Genomic DNA, 15,098 nt, shown 5'->3' with positions numbered 1-15,098 from the left:
TTCATCTTCATGAGTGTTCGCCTTGGTAATTCTTCGCGCCCTCGATCGACGCCGGCATCCGCCCCAGCGTGACCCGCGCGTGCCCGCCCAGATCGACGAGGCTCTCGACGTCCAGGTAGCCCGCGCTTGAAAGCGCCTGACGCACTGCATCGGCCTGACGATAGCCGTGCTCCAGCAGCAGCCACCCGCCCTGCCCGAGATATTCACGGGCGCAGCACACCAAATGAAGCAGATCGGCAAGGCCTTCGCCCGCCGCCACCAGCGCCGAGCGCGGCTCGAAGCGCACGTCGCCCTGGCTCAGGTGCGGGTCGGCTTCGTCGATATAGGGCGGGTTGCTGACGATGATATCAAAGCGCGGCGCGACGTCTTCCTGCGCCAGTGCATCGAACCAGTCACTCTGGATGAAGGTGGCGTTTTCGAGCGCCAGCCGCGCGGCATTTTGTTCGGCAAGGGCCACGGCATCAATACGCAGGTCGAGTCCGCTCACCTGCCAGTTTGGGCGCTCGCTGGCAAAGGCGAGCGCAATGGCGCCGGTGCCCGTGCCCAGATCCAGAAACCGGCCGCTGGCGGCGCCGGCGCGCGCAAGCGCCGCCTCGACCAGGGTTTCGGTGTCCGCCCGCGGGATCAGCGTATGGCGCGAGGTCAAAAGGGGCAGCCCCCAGAACTCGCGCTCGCCGGTCAGGTACGCCACCGGCTCGCCCTGAGCACGGGCAGCGATGAGCGCCTCGAAGCGCGCCCGCGCCCAGGGCTCGCAGTCGCGGTCGCCCCAGGTGTAGAGCCAGGTCAGCTCGCAGCCGGCGGCGTGCATCATCAAAAGCTCGGCGTCGCGCCGGGGCGAGGGCGAGCCCGCGTCCGCAAGGCGTTTGGCCGCCGCGTTCAACAGCGTATCGAAAGTCATCAGGCGTCCTGAAGGGCGGAAAGCTGCTCGGCCTGATACTCGTGAATCAGCGGCTCGACCACGTCGTCGAGCTGCTCCCCGCTGACCACATCCAGCAGTTTATAGAGCGTCAGGTTGATGCGGTGATCGGTGATACGCCCCTGGGGGAAGTTGTAGGTGCGGATACGCTCGCTGCGATCGCCGGAGCCGACCAGGGAGCGGCGCGCATCGGCCTGTTCTTGGCGCTGGGAATCCACGGCGTTGCGCTTGAGCTTGGCGGCGAGCAGCGACATCGCCTTGGCGCGGTTTTTGTGCTGGCTGCGCTCTTCCTGACACTCGACGACCACGCCGGTCGGCAGGTGGGTAATGCGAATCGCCGAATCCGTGGTGTTGACGTGCTGGCCGCCGGCGCCGCTGGAGCGGTAGGTATCCACGCGCAGATCCGACGGGTTGATGTCGATGTCGCCGACGTCATCCACCTCGGGCATCACCGCCACGGTGCAAGCGGAGGTGTGGATTCGCCCTTGGGATTCGGTGGCGGGCACGCGCTGCACGCGGTGCGCGCCGGACTCGAACTTGAGCCGGGCATAGACGCCGTCGCCCTTCACCCGGGAGATCACCTCTTTATAGCCGCCCTGCTCCCCGTGGCTGGCGCTGACGATCTCCACCCGCCAACCGCGCTTTTCTGCGTAGCGTGAATACATGCGAAACAGATCGCCGGCAAAAATCGCCGCCTCGTCGCCGCCGGTGCCAGCGCGCACTTCCAGATACACGCCACGGTTATCATCCGGGTCCCTGGGCACTAGCAGGCGCTTGAGTTCGACCTCGAGAGCCTCGCGCTGCTCGCGGCCCTCCATCAGTTCCATCTCCGCCATCTCACGCATTTCCGGGTCGCTGTCGCCGCTCAAGGCCTCGGCGGTGGCGATGTTCTCTTCGACCTCGCGGTAGCGCTGCCAGGCCGCGACCAGCTCCTCGAGCTCTGCGTACTCGCGGGAGTAGTCGCGAAAGCGCTGCTGGTCGTTGATGACTTCGGGCTCGGAGAGCAGCATCGCAAGCTCTTCGAAGCGGTCGGCAAAACTGTCCAAACGTTGGCGCAACGTCTCTTTCATGCGGGCGTATCATCCTTCTGGCGTTTAGCCGAGGGCGCGGGCTTCTCAAACGCGGGTTTTGGGGAAAGCAAAACGCGCGGCGCCGCGCTCAGCACTGCGTGATCTTCTTCGGAGGCCGCTTTGCGAAGGGCCAACGTCGGCTGGTGCATGAAGCGGTTGGCGAGCTGATGGGCAAGGCGCTCGACTACTTTTGCCGGGTCTTCGCCGCGGGCCAGGCGTTCGAGCGCCTGGTCGCGGCTTTCGTCGCGAAGCGCTTCGCCGTGGCGGCGGTAGTCGCGGATCAGCTCGCCGCCGCCGCGCACTCGGCGCTCCTGCTCCCAGCTTCCCACGCCGTGTTCGATCAGTGATTCGGCCTGGTCGGCGGCCACCTGGCGGTGGCGGCGATTCTCTTCGATCACCTCCTCGAGGTCATCGACGGTATATAAAAAGACGTCGGCAAGCTCACCCACCTCCGGCTCGATATCCCGGGGCACGGCAATATCGACCATGAACACCGGCCGGTGGCGGCGCTTTTTTAGCGCTCGTTCGACCATGCCCTTGCCCAGAATCGGCAGCGGCGAGGCGGTCGAGGAGATGACGATGTCGGCGTGTTCGAGCGCCGCCGGAATCTCCGGCAGCGTGATCGCCTCGCCGCCCAGACTCGAGGCCACGTTCATGGCGCGCTCGCGGGTGCGGTTGGCCACGGTGAGCTTGCGCACGCCAGCCTCGCTCAGATGGCGTGCCACAAGCTCAATGGTTTCGCCGGCGCCGATCAGAAGCGCACTTGCCCGGCCGAAGTCGTCGAAAATGCGGCTCGCCATGCTGACGGCGGCGTAGGCGACCGACACCGGGTTCTTGCCGATGCCGGTTTCAGTGCGCACCTGCTTGGCCACGGCGAACGTGTGCTGGAAAAGACGCTCAAGCTCGCCGCCAAGGCCCCGGGCCTCGCGCGCCTGCTGATACGCATCCTTTAGCTGGCCGAGAATCTGGGGCTCGCCGAGCACCATCGAATCGAGCCCTACGGCCACGCGCATCAGATGGCGGGCGGCGGCGGCGTCGAGATAATGATAGGCGCAGCGAGTCAGATCCTCGACGTTCAGGCCGTGAAAGCGGCCAAGCCAGTCGAGCACCGCGCGCTCGCCGGCGGCGTCAGTAACGCAGTAGAGTTCGGTGCGATTGCAGGTCGAGAGCACCGCCGCCTCGTGAATGTTCGGCAGACAGCGAAGCTCGCCCAACGCGCTTTCGAGCTGCGTAGGGGTAAAGGCTACCTGCTCACGCACGGCAACGCTTGCGGTGCGGTGATTGATTCCCAGGGCAAGAAGCGTCATGCGTTATGCGTCTTCGCTAGTGGATCGGTCGTGGATAAACGGCGGCTCGACTCTTGAGCGGGCGAGTCCTTTGAGCGTCAAACGCTCGACAGTGGCGAAACCGCCAATGAGACGGCTGCGGTGGTCGAAATTGCGCTGACACGAATCGTTTTCAAGGTGTAGCATTCTACCACAAACCACCCGGTTCTGGCGCCACCACTTTGCCGCAGCCCCGCAAGCCGCTATGCTGACAATTCGGCCACCTGATTGAGATACGCATGCCCTTTCGCGCGACATTAACGGGGTTACCCCGCTGGCCTTTGGCGGTCACGCTGTTGTTAAGCGGCTGTCAGGCGACGCCTTCGAGCTCGGTGGGCGGGCTACCCGCTTTCATCGATGACCCCATGGCCTCGGCGCCGCCGATCACGCGCGGGCTCGACGCCGAGGGGCTGCGCACGCTGTTGACCGCGGAAATGGCCGGCCAGCGCGGCGATTTTAGCCGCGCAAGCCAGGGGTATCTGGCCGCTTCACGCCGCTACCCGGTGGCAGCCCTTGCCGAGCGCGCCACCTTCGCCGCCCGTTTTGGCAACGACACCGCGCTCATGGAAACCTCGGCGCTGCGCTGGCGCGAGCTTGCACCCACCGCCCAGGGGCCCAATCAGTTTCTGGCCACGCTTTCGCTCTCGCGCGGCGATTGGCTCGACAGCCTCGAGCAGCGCCTGGCGATCGTTTCCGCCGGCGGCAACGGCGAGATCGCCGCGTTCGCCGAACTGGCGGTCGCGGAAAACGCCCCGCTTGGACTGTTGATCCGCCCGCTGCGCGATTTTCTCGACGAAAGCGCTGGGATCGCGCCGCTGGGTGACGAGCAGGAGGGCCAGGTTGATGTGCTGTTGGGCACCGCTTTGATCGAAGCCGCGCTTGGCAACACCGCCCAAGCCCAGGCGCGTCTGGACGAGGTCGCAAGCCAGGCCCCGGATCTTGAGTCGCTGTGGCTCGCCCGCGCCCGACTGGCGCTGGAAACCGGCGATCATCAGGGCGCGCGCCGCGCCGCGCGCCGCGGGCTCGAGCTTGCCCCCGACGACGTGCGCTTCGTACTCATGCTCGCCCAGGCCAACATTCGCCTCAATAACCTCACCCAAGCGCAGGAGCAGACCGACGCGCTGCTCGAGCGCCACGGCGGCGGGCCGGATTTGCGCGTGGCGCTGGCCCAGCTCTATCTGGAAGAGGGCCACCCGGACCCCGCCTACCGATTGCTGCAGCCGATGATCGGCGAAGAGAACATTCCGGATCTGGCCTACTTTCTTCTGGGCGCGATCGCTCAATCCGAAGGCGACATCGATAACGCCCTGATCTACTACCGTCAGGTGCGCGAGGGCAGCGAGTTCCTGCCCGCCCGGGCCGCCGCCGCGCAGATGCTGATCGAGGAGGATCGGCTGTTGGATGCGCGCGCCTTTTTACGCATCGAGCGGATGCGCTATGACGCCTACTTCAGCGATCTGGTGCTGCTGGAAGTACAGCTGCTCGACGACCAAAATCTCGCAAGCGAGGCCGACGCCCTGCTCGACCGCGAGCTCGCCCGCACCCCCGCCGATACCGGCCTTCGCTACCTGCGGGCCATGCGCGCCTTCGAGCGCGGTGACCTTGCGGCCATGGAGCGCGATCTGCGCTACATCATTCGCAGCGAGCCGGACAACGCCAACGCGCTCAACGCGCTGGGTTACACGCTGGCAGACACGGATTCCGGCGAACGGCTTGAGGAGGCCCGAGCGCTCATCGAGCGCGCTTATGAGCTCGAGCCGGACAACCCGGCGGTGCTGGATAGCATGGGCTGGGTGCTGTTCAAACAGGGCGAGCCCGACGAGGCGCTCTCCTGGCTCGAAACCGCGTTTGCCCAAATGCCGGACCAGGAGGTCGCCGCGCACCTGGCCGAGGTCCTCGATGCGCTGGGCCGCGTTGATGAGGCACGCGCCATCGTTCGCCGCTTCCAAACCGGGCGTGGCGATACCCCGGCGCTCGACGAGCTCTTGCGCCGCCGCCCGGCGCTTGGCACGCCTTGAGACACCCTCTTTAACCCTTTTTATTCTGAATGAATCAGAATGCATCACCGATACGGAGCTTCACCATGTTGACCGCTTACTCGAACGCCTCGCCTTTCAGCGCCTGGGCCCGCCCGGCAAAAGCCTTTCTGACCGGCGCCGCACTATTGGCGCTGGCCGGGTGCGCCACCCAGGCCCCGATGGACGACAGCGGCCGACAAGAGGGCCATTGGGAGCGCCAGCAGGCCGAGGTCGAAGCGTTCGATAGCTGGACGCTGATCGGCAAGGCCGGGCTTAGAACCCCGGACGAGAACACCAGCGCCAACCTGGACTGGAACCAGACGCCGTTTTACTTTCGCATGCTGATCAGCGGCCCCTTCGGCGGCGGGCGCAGCGTGCTGGAAGGCCGCGAGGGCCGCTTCTCGCTGACCACCGGTGAAGGCCGTTTCGAAGCCGAAACGCCGGAGGCGCTGATGGAGGAGCAGCTTGGCTGGTCGCTGCCGGTACGCGCCATGCCCGACTGGGTACGGGGCCTTCCAGGCGATGACTCCGATTATCAGCTCGAAACCGACGAGCTCGGCTTTCCGCGTCATCTGGAGCAGGACGGCTGGGAGATCGACTACCGCGACTGGGAAGAGGTCGAAGAGATGTGGCTGCCGCGGCGTCTGGTCATGAACTATGACGAGGTGCGCATCACTCTGGTGGTGAACCAGTGGCGCCCGCGCGACGACCAGGAGTAAGCGGTGACAGGCACGACGTCTACCATGAAGCTTCCGGCACCGGCGAAGCTCAACCGCATGCTGCACGTGACCGGCCGCCGTGAGGATGGCTACCATACGCTGCAGACGCTTTTTCAGTTCATCGACCTGCAGGACACGATCACGCTCTCGCCGCGAGACGATGGAGTGATCGCGCTCGAAAACGACGTCGATGGCGTGAACTTCGATGACAACCTGATGGTGCGCGCCGCGCGCACCCTGCTGCCCTACCGCCGTGACGCGAACCAGGGCGTAAGCCTTGGCATCGACAAGCGCCTGCCCCTGGGCGGAGGCCTGGGCGGCGGCAGCTCCAACGCCGCCACTGTACTGGTCGGGCTCAACCGGCTATGGAAGCTCGAGCTCTCGCTGACGGCACTGGCGGACCTCGGGCTCTCGCTGGGCGCCGATGTGCCGGTGTTCGTTCATGGCCATAGCGCCTGGGCCGAGGGCGTGGGTGAGGTGCTTACCCCGGTCACCCTCGACACGCCCTGGTTCGTGGTGATCCACCCGGGGGTGAGCGTGTCGACCCCGGCCATCTTCCAGGACCCGGAATTGACACGCGCAAGCCGCCCCATTACTATGGCGCGCGCACTGCAGGGGGGAGCGGCCACGTGGCGTAACGACTGTGAAGCAACGGTCAAAAAACGCTATCCGCCGATCGCTTGTGCGCTCGAGTGGCTCGAGCAGTTCGCACCCGGCCGCGTAACCGGCACCGGCGCGTGTCTGTTTGCCGCGTTTGAAACCCAACGCGATGCAAACGCCGTCGCTGAACAGGCGGGCCAACGCTATCAGGCCTGGGTGACGCGCGGGCTCAACACCTCTCCTCTACACGATGCGCTGGGACGCTGAAAGCGCCCGGTCATCACATTGGGTTATTGCTGGGGTATCGCCAAGTGGTAAGGCACCGGTTTTTGGTATCGGCATTCCCAGGTTCGAATCCTGGTACCCCAGCCAACCTGCCCATGATCCAACGTTTTCTCCCCTGATCCCCAACGCTGCAAAGGTGGCTGCACGTGTCAAAATTGATGGTTTTCACCGGGAACGCCAATCCCGAACTCGCTCGTAAAGTGGCTGAGAGCCTGGACAGCCGGATGGGCAACGCCACGGTGGGCCAGTTCAGCGACGGCGAGATCGCAGTCGAGATCAATGAGAACGTGCGTGGCAAGGATGTCTTCATTCTCCAGTCCACCTGTGCCCCGACCAATGACAACCTGATGGAGCTGATCCTGATGGTTGACGCCCTGCGTCGCGCCTCGGCGACCCGCATCACCGCGGTGCTGCCCTACTTCGGCTACGCGCGCCAGGATCGTCGCGTGCGCTCTGCCCGCGTGCCCATCTCCGCCAAGGTCGTGGCCGACATGATGGTCAAGGCCGGCGTTGACCGCGTGATGACCATGGATTTGCACGCCGACCAGATTCAGGGCTTTTTCGACGTGCCGGTGGACAACGTCTACGGCTCGCCGATCCTGCTCGACGACATCGAGCGCCAGAACTACGACGATCTGGTCGTGGTCTCGCCGGATGTCGGCGGCGTGGTGCGCGCGCGCGCCATCGCCAAGCAGCTCAACGCCGATCTCGCCATCATCGACAAGCGTCGCCCCCAGGCCAACCAGGCCCAGGTGATGCACATCATCGGCGAGATCGAAGGCCGCACGTGCGTGGTGGTCGACGACATGATCGACACCGCCGGCACGCTCTGCAAGGCCGGCGAAGCACTCAAGGACCACGGCGCGGCGCGCGTGGTGGCCTATGCTACACACCCGATCTTGTCTGGCCCCGCCATCGACAACATCACAAGCTCCGTACTGGATGAAGTGGTCGTGGCCGACACTATTCCGCTCGCCGACCATGCGCGTCGCAGCGGTAAAATTCGCCAGTTGAGCGTTGCCGGCTTGATTGCGGAAGCGATCCGCCGGGTCAGCAACGAAGAATCCGTCAGCGCGATGTTCCACTAACCGCTCACGCGAGCGTGGACACTGCCTGACGTTATAGCCCCCTCGGGGCCCTGAAAGCGTCGTCGACTGGTCGCGGTCGGCGGGGTTTTCTTACTTAAACCAAGAGGCACCAACATGTCCGATTTTACTTTGAAAGCCGACGTTCGTAACGACCTGGGGAAAGGTGCGAGCCGCCGCCTGCGTCGTGCGAACCAGCAAGTTCCCGCCGTGATCTACGGTGGCGAAACAGCGCCTGTCTCCATCGCCGTCGAAAAGACCGCGTTCTACAAGGCGATCGAAGACGAGTCCTTCTTCTCCTCGGTCATCACGCTGGACGTCGAAGGCAAGCAGGAGCAGGTCGTCGTTCGTGATCTGCAGCGTCACCCCTACAAGCCGCTGCTGACTCACGCCGACTTCATGCGCGTTGACGCCACCCACGAAATCACCATGAACGTGCCGCTGCACGTCGTGGGCGAAGCGAAGTGTGTCGGCATCAAGGACCAGGGCGGCGAGCTGCACGTGCTGAACAACGAAGTGGCGATCAGCTGCTTGCCGAAAGACCTGCCGGACTACCTGGAAGTCGACATTTCGAGCGTCGAGCTGGGTACCACCCTGCACCTGTCCGACCTGACCCTGCCGGCCGGCGTTTCTTCCGTGGATCTTGCCCACGGCGAAGAGCACGACCACGCCATCCTCAACATCACCGCGATCAAGGATCGTGTTGAAGACGAGGAAGAAGGTGAAGGCGAAGAAGGCAGCGCCGAGTAAGCGCGGTCCTCTTTACCCCCGTGCAGATTGGGCCATGCCCGCATGGCCCATGAATGCTAAAATCAAGCGCTTCGGCGCTTGATTTTTTTTGTCGGGCCAGCGGCCGAGACACTTTTGAACGTTGGAGGTGGGAACATGAGCCAGGTAACGGCGATCATTGGGCTGGGCAACCCCGGCCCCGAGTACGACGCGACGCGCCACAACGCCGGTTTCTGGCTAGTGGACGCGCTGGCGCGACGTGCCCATACCGAGCTTCGCCCGGAAAAGAAGTTCCTCGGGCGCTATGCCAAGGCGCAGCTCGAGGGCCATGAGCTTCACCTATTGAACCCCACCACCTTCATGAATCGCAGCGGCGGCGCCGTCGCTGCGCTTTGCCAGTTTTTCAAGCTCGCCCCGGACAACCTGCTGGTCGTGCACGACGAGCTCGACCTGCCCCCGGGCCAGGCGCGCTTCAAGACCGGCGGCGGCCACGGCGGCCACAACGGTCTTCGTGACATCATCAGCGCTCTTGGCAACCAGAACGCCTTCCACCGGCTGCGTATCGGTATCGGCCATCCGGGCGAGGCACGCCAGGTGGTTCACTACGTATTGAATCGCCCGGGCAAAAGCGAGCAGGAAGCGATCGACCACGCTATTCAGGCGTGCGAGACCACCCTCCCCCTGGCGCTCAAAGGCGACTGGGCGAAAGCCATGAACCAGCTCCATAGCGTAAAATAGCCAAACGTTTCCATTTCAAGGCGGCTTTCTATCAAGCGCGCCCCGGTCAGGACATTCCCATGGGTTTTAACTGCGGTATCGTTGGCCTACCCAACGTAGGCAAATCCACGCTCTTCAACGCGCTCACCAAATCCGGCATCGATGCGGAAAACTTTCCGTTTTGCACCATCGAGCCCAACGTCGGGATCGTGCCGATGCCGGATCCGCGCCTCGATAAGCTCGCCGAGATCGTCAAGCCTCAGAAGGTACTGCCCACGACCATGGAGTTCGTGGATATCGCGGGCTTGGTGGCCGGTGCCTCCAAGGGCGAGGGCCTCGGTAACAAGTTTTTGGCCAACATTCGCGAAACCCAGGCGATTGCCCACGTGGTGCGCTGCTTCGATAACGACAACGTGATTCACGTAGCCAACCAGGTCGACCCACGCGCAGACATCGAGACCATCAACCTGGAGCTGGCGCTCGCCGATCTCGACACCGTCGAGAAAGCGAGCCAGCGGCTGGTACGCTCGGTCAAGGGTGGCGACAAGGATGCCACGGCCACCAAGGCGATTCTGGACAGGATCCAGCCGCACCTGGCCGAGGGCATGCCGCTTCGAAGCTTCGGGCTAAGCGATGACGAAAAGCATCAGGTGAAGAGCTTCGGCTTTTTGACCCTGAAGCCGACGATGTACATCGCCAACGTCAACGAGGATGGCTTCGAGAACAACCCGTATCTCGATATCGTCCGTCAAATTGCCGAAGAGGAAGGCGCGGTGGTAGTGCCGGTGTGCAACCAGCTCGAAGCCGAAATCGCCGAGCTCGACGACGAAGAGCGCAGCGTCTTTCTCGAAGAGATGGGCATGGAGGAGCCGGGGCTCGACCGCGTCATTCGCGCCGGCTACGCCCTTTTGGGCCTGCAAACCTACTTCACTGCCGGGGTGAAGGAAGTGCGCGCCTGGACCGTGAAACAGGGCGCCACCGCCCCGGAAGGCGCCGGTGTCATCCACACCGACTTCCAGAAAGGCTTCATCCGCGCCGAAGTCATCGCCTATGACGATTTCGTGAGCCTGGGCGGCGAACAAGGTGCCAAGGATGCGGGCAAGTGGCGCCTGGAAGGCAAGGAGTACATCGTCAAGGATGGCGACGTGATCCATTTCCGCTTTAACGTCTAGCGCTTGATTGAACGCCTGACGCACTCGGCGGCGGATAAACCCGCCGCCGAACAAGGAAGTACTTGACGAGCGGCGGCACGCTTTGTAATATTCGCCCCCGTTGAACGGCTACATAGCTCAGCTGGTTAGAGCACATCACTCATAATGATGGGGTCCCCTGTTCAAATCAGGGTGTAGCCACCAGCTTCAAAAAAACCCGCTAACTTCGGTTAGCGGGTTTTTTGTGCGCCCGTGAAAAGTGTGCGCCTCAATAAAGCGCTGGGCGATTGAGGAAGGCGACCAGCGCGCGGGTCAGGTGTTCGACATCCCGGGTACCGGCGGTTTCACGAATCGAGTGCATCGCCCACTGTGGCACGCCCACGTCGATGGTCGGCACGCCGATTTCGGTGGCCGTGATGGGGCCGATGGTGCTGCCGCAGCCCATGTCGGCGCGGGTGACAAACGACTGCACCGGCACGCCCGCCTCGCGGCACACGTCACGAAACAGCGCCCCGGTGACGCTGTTGGTCGCGTAGCGCTGGCTGGCGTTGACCTTGATCACCGGGCCGCCATTGATGGCCGGGCCGTGGCGCTCGTCGTGCTTGTCGCGAAAGTTGGGGTGCAGCGCGTGGGCGTTATCGCAGGAGATCATCACGGACGACTGAATCAGCTGAATCAGCGCCTCCTCGCCCCCCTTCCCGACCTGGGCATTGATGCGCCGGAGCACGTCGCCCAAAAACGGCCCCTGAGCGCCGCAGGCGCTGGCGCTGCCCACTTCCTCGTGATCGTTGGCGATGAGCAGCGCGCCCTGCTCACCGTCGCACGCCAGAAGCGCCTCCAGCCCCATGAAGCACGACAGCAGGTTATCCAGCCGGGCGCTGGCCACCAGCTCACGCCCCACCCCGACCAGCGACGGCGGCTGCAGATCGTAAAAGCCGAGCTCGAAATCGACGACCTCGATGCCCTTGAGGCCGTGTTCACGCTCAAGCCAGCCCTTCAACAGCGAATCGAGCGTAGCATCGCCGCTTTGCATCAGTACCGGCGCCATTTGGGTTTGCGGATTGATCGCTCGGCCGGCGTTGACGTCACGATCCAGATGGATCGCCAGGCTCGGGATCATGGCCACGGGATCCGCCACGTTGAGCAGCACGCTTTCGAGTCGGCCGTCGGCGTGGCGAAGGTGCACCCGCCCGGCCAGGCCCAGATCACGATCGAACCAGGGCGCGAGCAGCACGCCGCCGTAGACCTGCACGCCAAGCTGTAGCCAGCCCGCCGAGCGCTGGGTCGCCTCGGGCTTCAATCTGAGCCCGGGGCTGTCGGTGTGCGCGCCGATCATGCGAAGGCTTTCGAGGCCGTTTTTATCGCCGGCGGGCAGTTGAAAGGCGATGATCGAGGAGTCGTTGCGGGTCACGACGTAGCGCTTGCCCGCCTCGAGCGTCCAGTCGGCGCGCTCGTCAAGGCGAATGAAGCCGTTTTCCTCGAGCCGACGAGCCATCGAGCGGGTCGCGTGCCAGGGCGTGGGCGAGCCCGCCAGAAAATCGCACAGCCGCGCCAAACGCGGCGCATCAAAAGAAGTGTCGAGCGCGGTCAAATCAATGCCCTCTATCAGAAAATCAGTGAGTATCACAGAGTAAATGACCTGCTACAATGCTCTTGGCCTGCGCAACTCATGGGCTGACTGAATGTCCAGAGGACACGAGTGACTATAAATTCCGGGAGAGCCTGACTGATGAGCTTGTTTGTAACGCTTACGCGCTCGGCCGCCGTTGCCGTGATGCTGGCCGTCGCCAGCCCGGCGCTTGCGCAACTCGCGCCGACCGACGAACAGCGCCAAGCGGCAGTGGAGATTGGGGATGCGCTGCGCTACGGCCACTACGCCAATATCGACTTCGACGCGCAGTGGTCTCAGGAGGCCTTCCAGCGCTATCTGGATATTCTGGACAACCAGCGTAGCTATCTGCTCAGTCGCGACATCGAGCCCTACCGCCACCTGGAAGAGGACATGGATCAGGTGTTGTTCGAAGGTGACCTTGACGAGGCCTTCGAGCTCTACAATCGCCTGAGCGAGCGCCACACCGACCGCCTCGAATGGCTCTTGACCCGCCTGGACGACGGCCTCTCCTTCGAGTTCCAAAGCGACGAGCGCCTGGAAGTCGACCGCGAAGAAGCGCCCTGGGCAACCCAGGAAAGCGAGCTCGACGAGCTGTGGCGCAAGCGTCTGGAAAACGATGCGCTGACCCTGTCGCTGGCCGACCAGGACGAAGAGGAGATCGAAGATAATCTGCGCCAGCGCTACGAAGGCCAGCTCACGCGCCTGGAGCAGACCGAATCCGAAGACGTGTTCGGCATTTTGATGGCGGCGATCTCCAGCACCATCGACCCCCACACCGGCTATCTCTCACCGCGCCAGAGCGAATCCTTCGACATTCAGATGAGCCTGTCACTGGAGGGCATCGGCGCGCTGCTGCAGGCCGACGGCGAGTACGTGAAAGTCGCAAGCCTGGTGCCCGGCGGTCCCGCCGAGCGCGCCGGCGTGCTGGAACCCGCCGACCGTATCGTCGCCGTGGGACAGGACGAGGGCGAAATGGTCAACGTGGTGGGCATGCGCCTGGACAACGTGGTCGATCTGATCCGCGGGCCAAAAGGCTCCACGGTGCGCCTGGACGTGGTCCCCGCCCAGGCGGTCGACATGACCCGCTCGCACATCGTCGAGATTACCCGCGACACGGTCAGCCTCGAAGATCAGGCCGCTCAGAGCGAAGTGATCGAGGTCGAGCGCGACGGTGAGCCGCACAAGATCGGCGTGATCGACGTGCCCACCTTCTACGTCGACTTCGACGCCTGGCAGGCGGGCGAAGAGGAGTATCGCAGCACCACGCGCGACGTTGCCCAGGAGATCGAAGCGCTCAAGGCGGAAAACGTCGAGGGCATCGTGCTGGATCTGCGCAACAACGGCGGCGGCGCGCTGCAGGAAGCCAACTCGCTGATTGGGCTGTTCATCGACCGCGGTCCGACCGTGCAGGTGCGCGACGCCCAGGGGCGCATCCAGCTCTACGGCGATACCGATGCCGGTACGCTCTACGACGGCCCGCTCACTGTGCTCACCAACCGCCTCTCGGCCTCCGCCTCGGAAATCTTTGCCGGCGCGATTCAGGACTACGGCCGCGGCCTGGTGGTCGGCGCCGACACCTTCGGCAAGGGCACCGTTCAAACCCTCAACGAGCTGAGCCACGGCCAGATCAAGCTGACCCGCGCCAAGTTCTACCGCATTTCGGGAGATAGCACGCAAAACCGCGGCGTCGAACCGGATATCACGTTCCCCAGCCTGATCGACCCGGAGCGCATCGGCGAGAGCAGTCTCGATAACGCCCTGGCCTGGGATACGGTGCAAAACGTGCAGTATCGCCGCTACGGCAACCCGGAGGACTTTATTCCCGCGCTGACCATGCGCCATCAAAAGCGCGCCGCCGAGAACCCGAACTTCCGCTATCTGGAGCGCCAGTCGACGCTCGCCCGCCAGCTTCGCGAACAGCACACCACCGTGAGCCTGAACCGCGAACAGCGCCAGCGCGAACTGGAAGCTCAGGAAGCCGAGCAGCTCTCGCTGGAAAACCAGCGCCGCCGGGCGCTGAACCTACCGGAGCTCGACGAGTGGCTCGACGCCCGCATGGACAACGCCAGCGGCGAGCCGATCGACGAAACCGAGGAAGAGGATGAAGAGATGCCGGTGGACCGCGCCCACGTGCTCGAAGCCGCCGAGATCATGCTCGACTACACCCACATGAAAAACGCCCAGCGCATGGCCCAGCGCTAAGCGCCGGAGCCACTCGAATCAGCCGCGCCCTTTCGAGGGTGCGGCTTTTTTCATGCCCGCACGGGCGTACTGAAGCGTGAAGAAGGATAAGAGCGTTTTAAAGACACGCAAATATCAGGCGCTGGAAAAGGCCTGTAATGACTGCCAGAGAGGCAAAGGAGTCAGTTGAATCGAACGAAGATGAACTGCAGAACCGGCGTGCGGTTAAAAAAGACGAGATTGGCTCCCCGAACAGGACTCGAACCTGTGACCCAATGATTAACAGTCATTTGCTCTACCAACTGAGCTATCGGGGAACGTCTTGAAATCGGTGCTTAGCGGCGGTTGGCTCCTCGAACAGGACTCGAACCTGTGACCCAATGATTAACAGTCATTTGCTCTACCAACTGAGCTATCGAGGAACTGCTTATGCTACCGCTTTTGCTAAGGCGTTTGAGGCGAGCCAGATGTTGGCTCCTCGAACAGGACTCGAACCTGTGACCCAATGATTAACAGTCATTTGCTCTACCAACTGAGCTATCGAGGAACTGCTCAAACACGGTGCGTAGTATACTCATAGAAACGCCTGGGTCAAGTATCGATTGTACAGCGCTAGCCGCTGGTTTGTTGTATCCGTATAATGACTGCCACTCTAAACGCACCGGCACGCGCCTGTGCCCGACCGATATT

12 protein-coding genes and 5 tRNA genes are annotated in these 15,098 nt (G+C 63.5%); 10 read left to right on the top strand and 7 right to left on the bottom strand.

What is annotated here, in order from left to right; all coding sequences use genetic code 11:
- Positions 1–7: 7 nt before the first annotated feature.
- The 3 genes from prmC to hemA are packed head-to-tail and all read right to left on the bottom strand — an operon-like array spanning position 8 to position 3,293.
- Positions 8–898, bottom strand: a complete 891-nt coding sequence (gene prmC, locus OCT39_RS05640; protein ID WP_263586696.1) for a peptide chain release factor N(5)-glutamine methyltransferase — start codon at positions 896–898, stop codon at positions 8–10.
- Positions 898–1,986 (bottom strand): peptide chain release factor 1, encoded by a 1,089-nt coding sequence (prfA, locus tag OCT39_RS05635; RefSeq protein WP_263586695.1) that lies wholly within the window; start codon positions 1,984–1,986, stop codon positions 898–900. Before prfA ends, prmC begins: the two co-directional genes overlap by 1 nt.
- Entirely contained in the window at positions 1,983–3,293 is a 1,311-nt protein-coding gene (hemA, locus tag OCT39_RS05630; RefSeq protein WP_263586694.1) for a glutamyl-tRNA reductase, read from the bottom strand. The genes prfA and hemA overlap by 4 nt, the downstream gene beginning before the upstream one ends.
- Before the next feature lie 257 nt (positions 3,294–3,550).
- Here hemA and OCT39_RS05625 point away from each other — a divergent pair, with 257 nt between their 5' ends.
- From OCT39_RS05625 to OCT39_RS05585, 9 genes are all read left to right on the top strand, one after another.
- Positions 3,551–5,329: a tetratricopeptide repeat protein gene (locus OCT39_RS05625; RefSeq protein WP_263586693.1), complete on the top strand. Its 1,779-nt coding sequence runs from the start codon at positions 3,551–3,553 to the stop codon at positions 5,327–5,329.
- Positions 5,330–5,394: 65 nt separating this feature from the next.
- On the top strand, positions 5,395–6,048 hold the full coding sequence (gene lolB, locus OCT39_RS05620; protein WP_263586692.1) for a lipoprotein insertase outer membrane protein LolB: 654 nt from the start codon (positions 5,395–5,397) through the stop codon (positions 6,046–6,048).
- A 24-nt stretch (positions 6,049–6,072) separates the two neighbouring features.
- Positions 6,073–6,915 (top strand): 4-(cytidine 5'-diphospho)-2-C-methyl-D-erythritol kinase, encoded by an 843-nt coding sequence (ispE, locus tag OCT39_RS05615; RefSeq protein WP_263587296.1) that lies wholly within the window; start codon positions 6,073–6,075, stop codon positions 6,913–6,915.
- A 30-nt stretch (positions 6,916–6,945) separates the two neighbouring features.
- Positions 6,946–7,020, top strand: a tRNA-Gln gene (locus OCT39_RS05610).
- Positions 7,021–7,079: 59 nt separating this feature from the next.
- The gene (locus tag OCT39_RS05605; protein ID WP_252109137.1) at positions 7,080–8,021 is read left to right on the top strand and encodes a ribose-phosphate pyrophosphokinase; all 942 of its coding nucleotides are present in this window, start codon (positions 7,080–7,082) and stop codon (positions 8,019–8,021) included.
- A 114-nt stretch (positions 8,022–8,135) separates the two neighbouring features.
- A complete protein-coding gene (locus OCT39_RS05600; RefSeq protein ID WP_263586691.1) occupies positions 8,136–8,768 on the top strand; it encodes a 50S ribosomal protein L25/general stress protein Ctc in 633 nt (210 codons plus the stop codon).
- 135 nt (positions 8,769–8,903) lie between these two features.
- Entirely contained in the window at positions 8,904–9,485 is a 582-nt protein-coding gene (gene pth, locus OCT39_RS05595) for an aminoacyl-tRNA hydrolase (protein WP_263586690.1), read from the top strand.
- Between the two features lie 59 nt (positions 9,486–9,544).
- Positions 9,545–10,636 carry a redox-regulated ATPase YchF gene (gene ychF / locus OCT39_RS05590; RefSeq protein WP_263586689.1) on the top strand — a complete coding sequence of 364 codons (1,092 nt, stop codon included), beginning with the start codon at positions 9,545–9,547 and terminating at the stop codon, positions 10,634–10,636.
- 106 nt (positions 10,637–10,742) lie between these two features.
- A tRNA-Met gene (locus tag OCT39_RS05585) sits at positions 10,743–10,819 on the top strand.
- Between the two features lie 64 nt (positions 10,820–10,883).
- On the opposite strand, the gene OCT39_RS05580 is transcribed toward OCT39_RS05585, so the two are convergent.
- On the bottom strand, positions 10,884–12,206 hold the full coding sequence (locus OCT39_RS05580; protein ID WP_263586688.1) for a M18 family aminopeptidase: 1,323 nt from the start codon (positions 12,204–12,206) through the stop codon (positions 10,884–10,886).
- Positions 12,207–12,344: 138 nt separating this feature from the next.
- Here OCT39_RS05580 and OCT39_RS05575 point away from each other — a divergent pair, with 138 nt between their 5' ends.
- Positions 12,345–14,429 (top strand): carboxy terminal-processing peptidase, encoded by a 2,085-nt coding sequence (locus tag OCT39_RS05575; protein WP_263586687.1) that lies wholly within the window; start codon positions 12,345–12,347, stop codon positions 14,427–14,429.
- 220 nt (positions 14,430–14,649) lie between these two features.
- Here the strand turns inward: OCT39_RS05575 and OCT39_RS05570 are convergent.
- From OCT39_RS05570 to OCT39_RS05560, 3 genes are all read right to left on the bottom strand, one after another.
- Positions 14,650–14,725: transfer RNA gene (locus tag OCT39_RS05570), tRNA-Asn, on the bottom strand.
- 29 nt (positions 14,726–14,754) lie between these two features.
- Positions 14,755–14,830, bottom strand: a tRNA-Asn gene (locus OCT39_RS05565).
- A gap of 49 nt (positions 14,831–14,879) precedes the next feature.
- Positions 14,880–14,955: transfer RNA gene (locus OCT39_RS05560), tRNA-Asn, on the bottom strand.
- Positions 14,956–15,098: the final 143 nt, after the last annotated feature.

The sequence above is a fragment of the Halomonas sp. GD1P12 genome (assembly GCF_025725645.1).
In the GTDB taxonomy this organism is placed as follows: domain Bacteria; phylum Pseudomonadota; class Gammaproteobacteria; order Pseudomonadales; family Halomonadaceae; genus Vreelandella.
The sequence above is the reverse complement of the archived record's forward strand: the minus strand, read 5'-3'. Positions and strand labels throughout refer to the sequence as shown.

Bases quoted from the DNA above. Each gene is read 5' to 3' on its own strand.
- prmC (WP_263586696.1), bottom strand. From the start codon at position 898: ATGACTTTCGATACGCTGTTGAACGCGGCGGCCAAACGCCTTGCGGAC.
- prfA (WP_263586695.1), bottom strand. From the start codon at position 1,986: ATGAAAGAGACGTTGCGCCAACGTTTGGACAGTTTTGCCGACCGCTTC.
- hemA (WP_263586694.1), bottom strand. From the start codon at position 3,293: ATGACGCTTCTTGCCCTGGGAATCAATCACCGCACCGCAAGCGTTGCC.
- OCT39_RS05625 (WP_263586693.1), top strand. From the start codon at position 3,551: ATGCCCTTTCGCGCGACATTAACGGGGTTACCCCGCTGGCCTTTGGCG.
- lolB (WP_263586692.1), top strand. From the start codon at position 5,395: ATGTTGACCGCTTACTCGAACGCCTCGCCTTTCAGCGCCTGGGCCCGC.
- ispE (WP_263587296.1), top strand. From the start codon at position 6,073: ATGAAGCTTCCGGCACCGGCGAAGCTCAACCGCATGCTGCACGTGACC.
- OCT39_RS05600 (WP_263586691.1), top strand. From the start codon at position 8,136: ATGTCCGATTTTACTTTGAAAGCCGACGTTCGTAACGACCTGGGGAAA.
- pth (WP_263586690.1), top strand. From the start codon at position 8,904: ATGAGCCAGGTAACGGCGATCATTGGGCTGGGCAACCCCGGCCCCGAG.
- ychF (WP_263586689.1), top strand. From the start codon at position 9,545: ATGGGTTTTAACTGCGGTATCGTTGGCCTACCCAACGTAGGCAAATCC.
- OCT39_RS05575 (WP_263586687.1), top strand. From the start codon at position 12,345: ATGAGCTTGTTTGTAACGCTTACGCGCTCGGCCGCCGTTGCCGTGATG.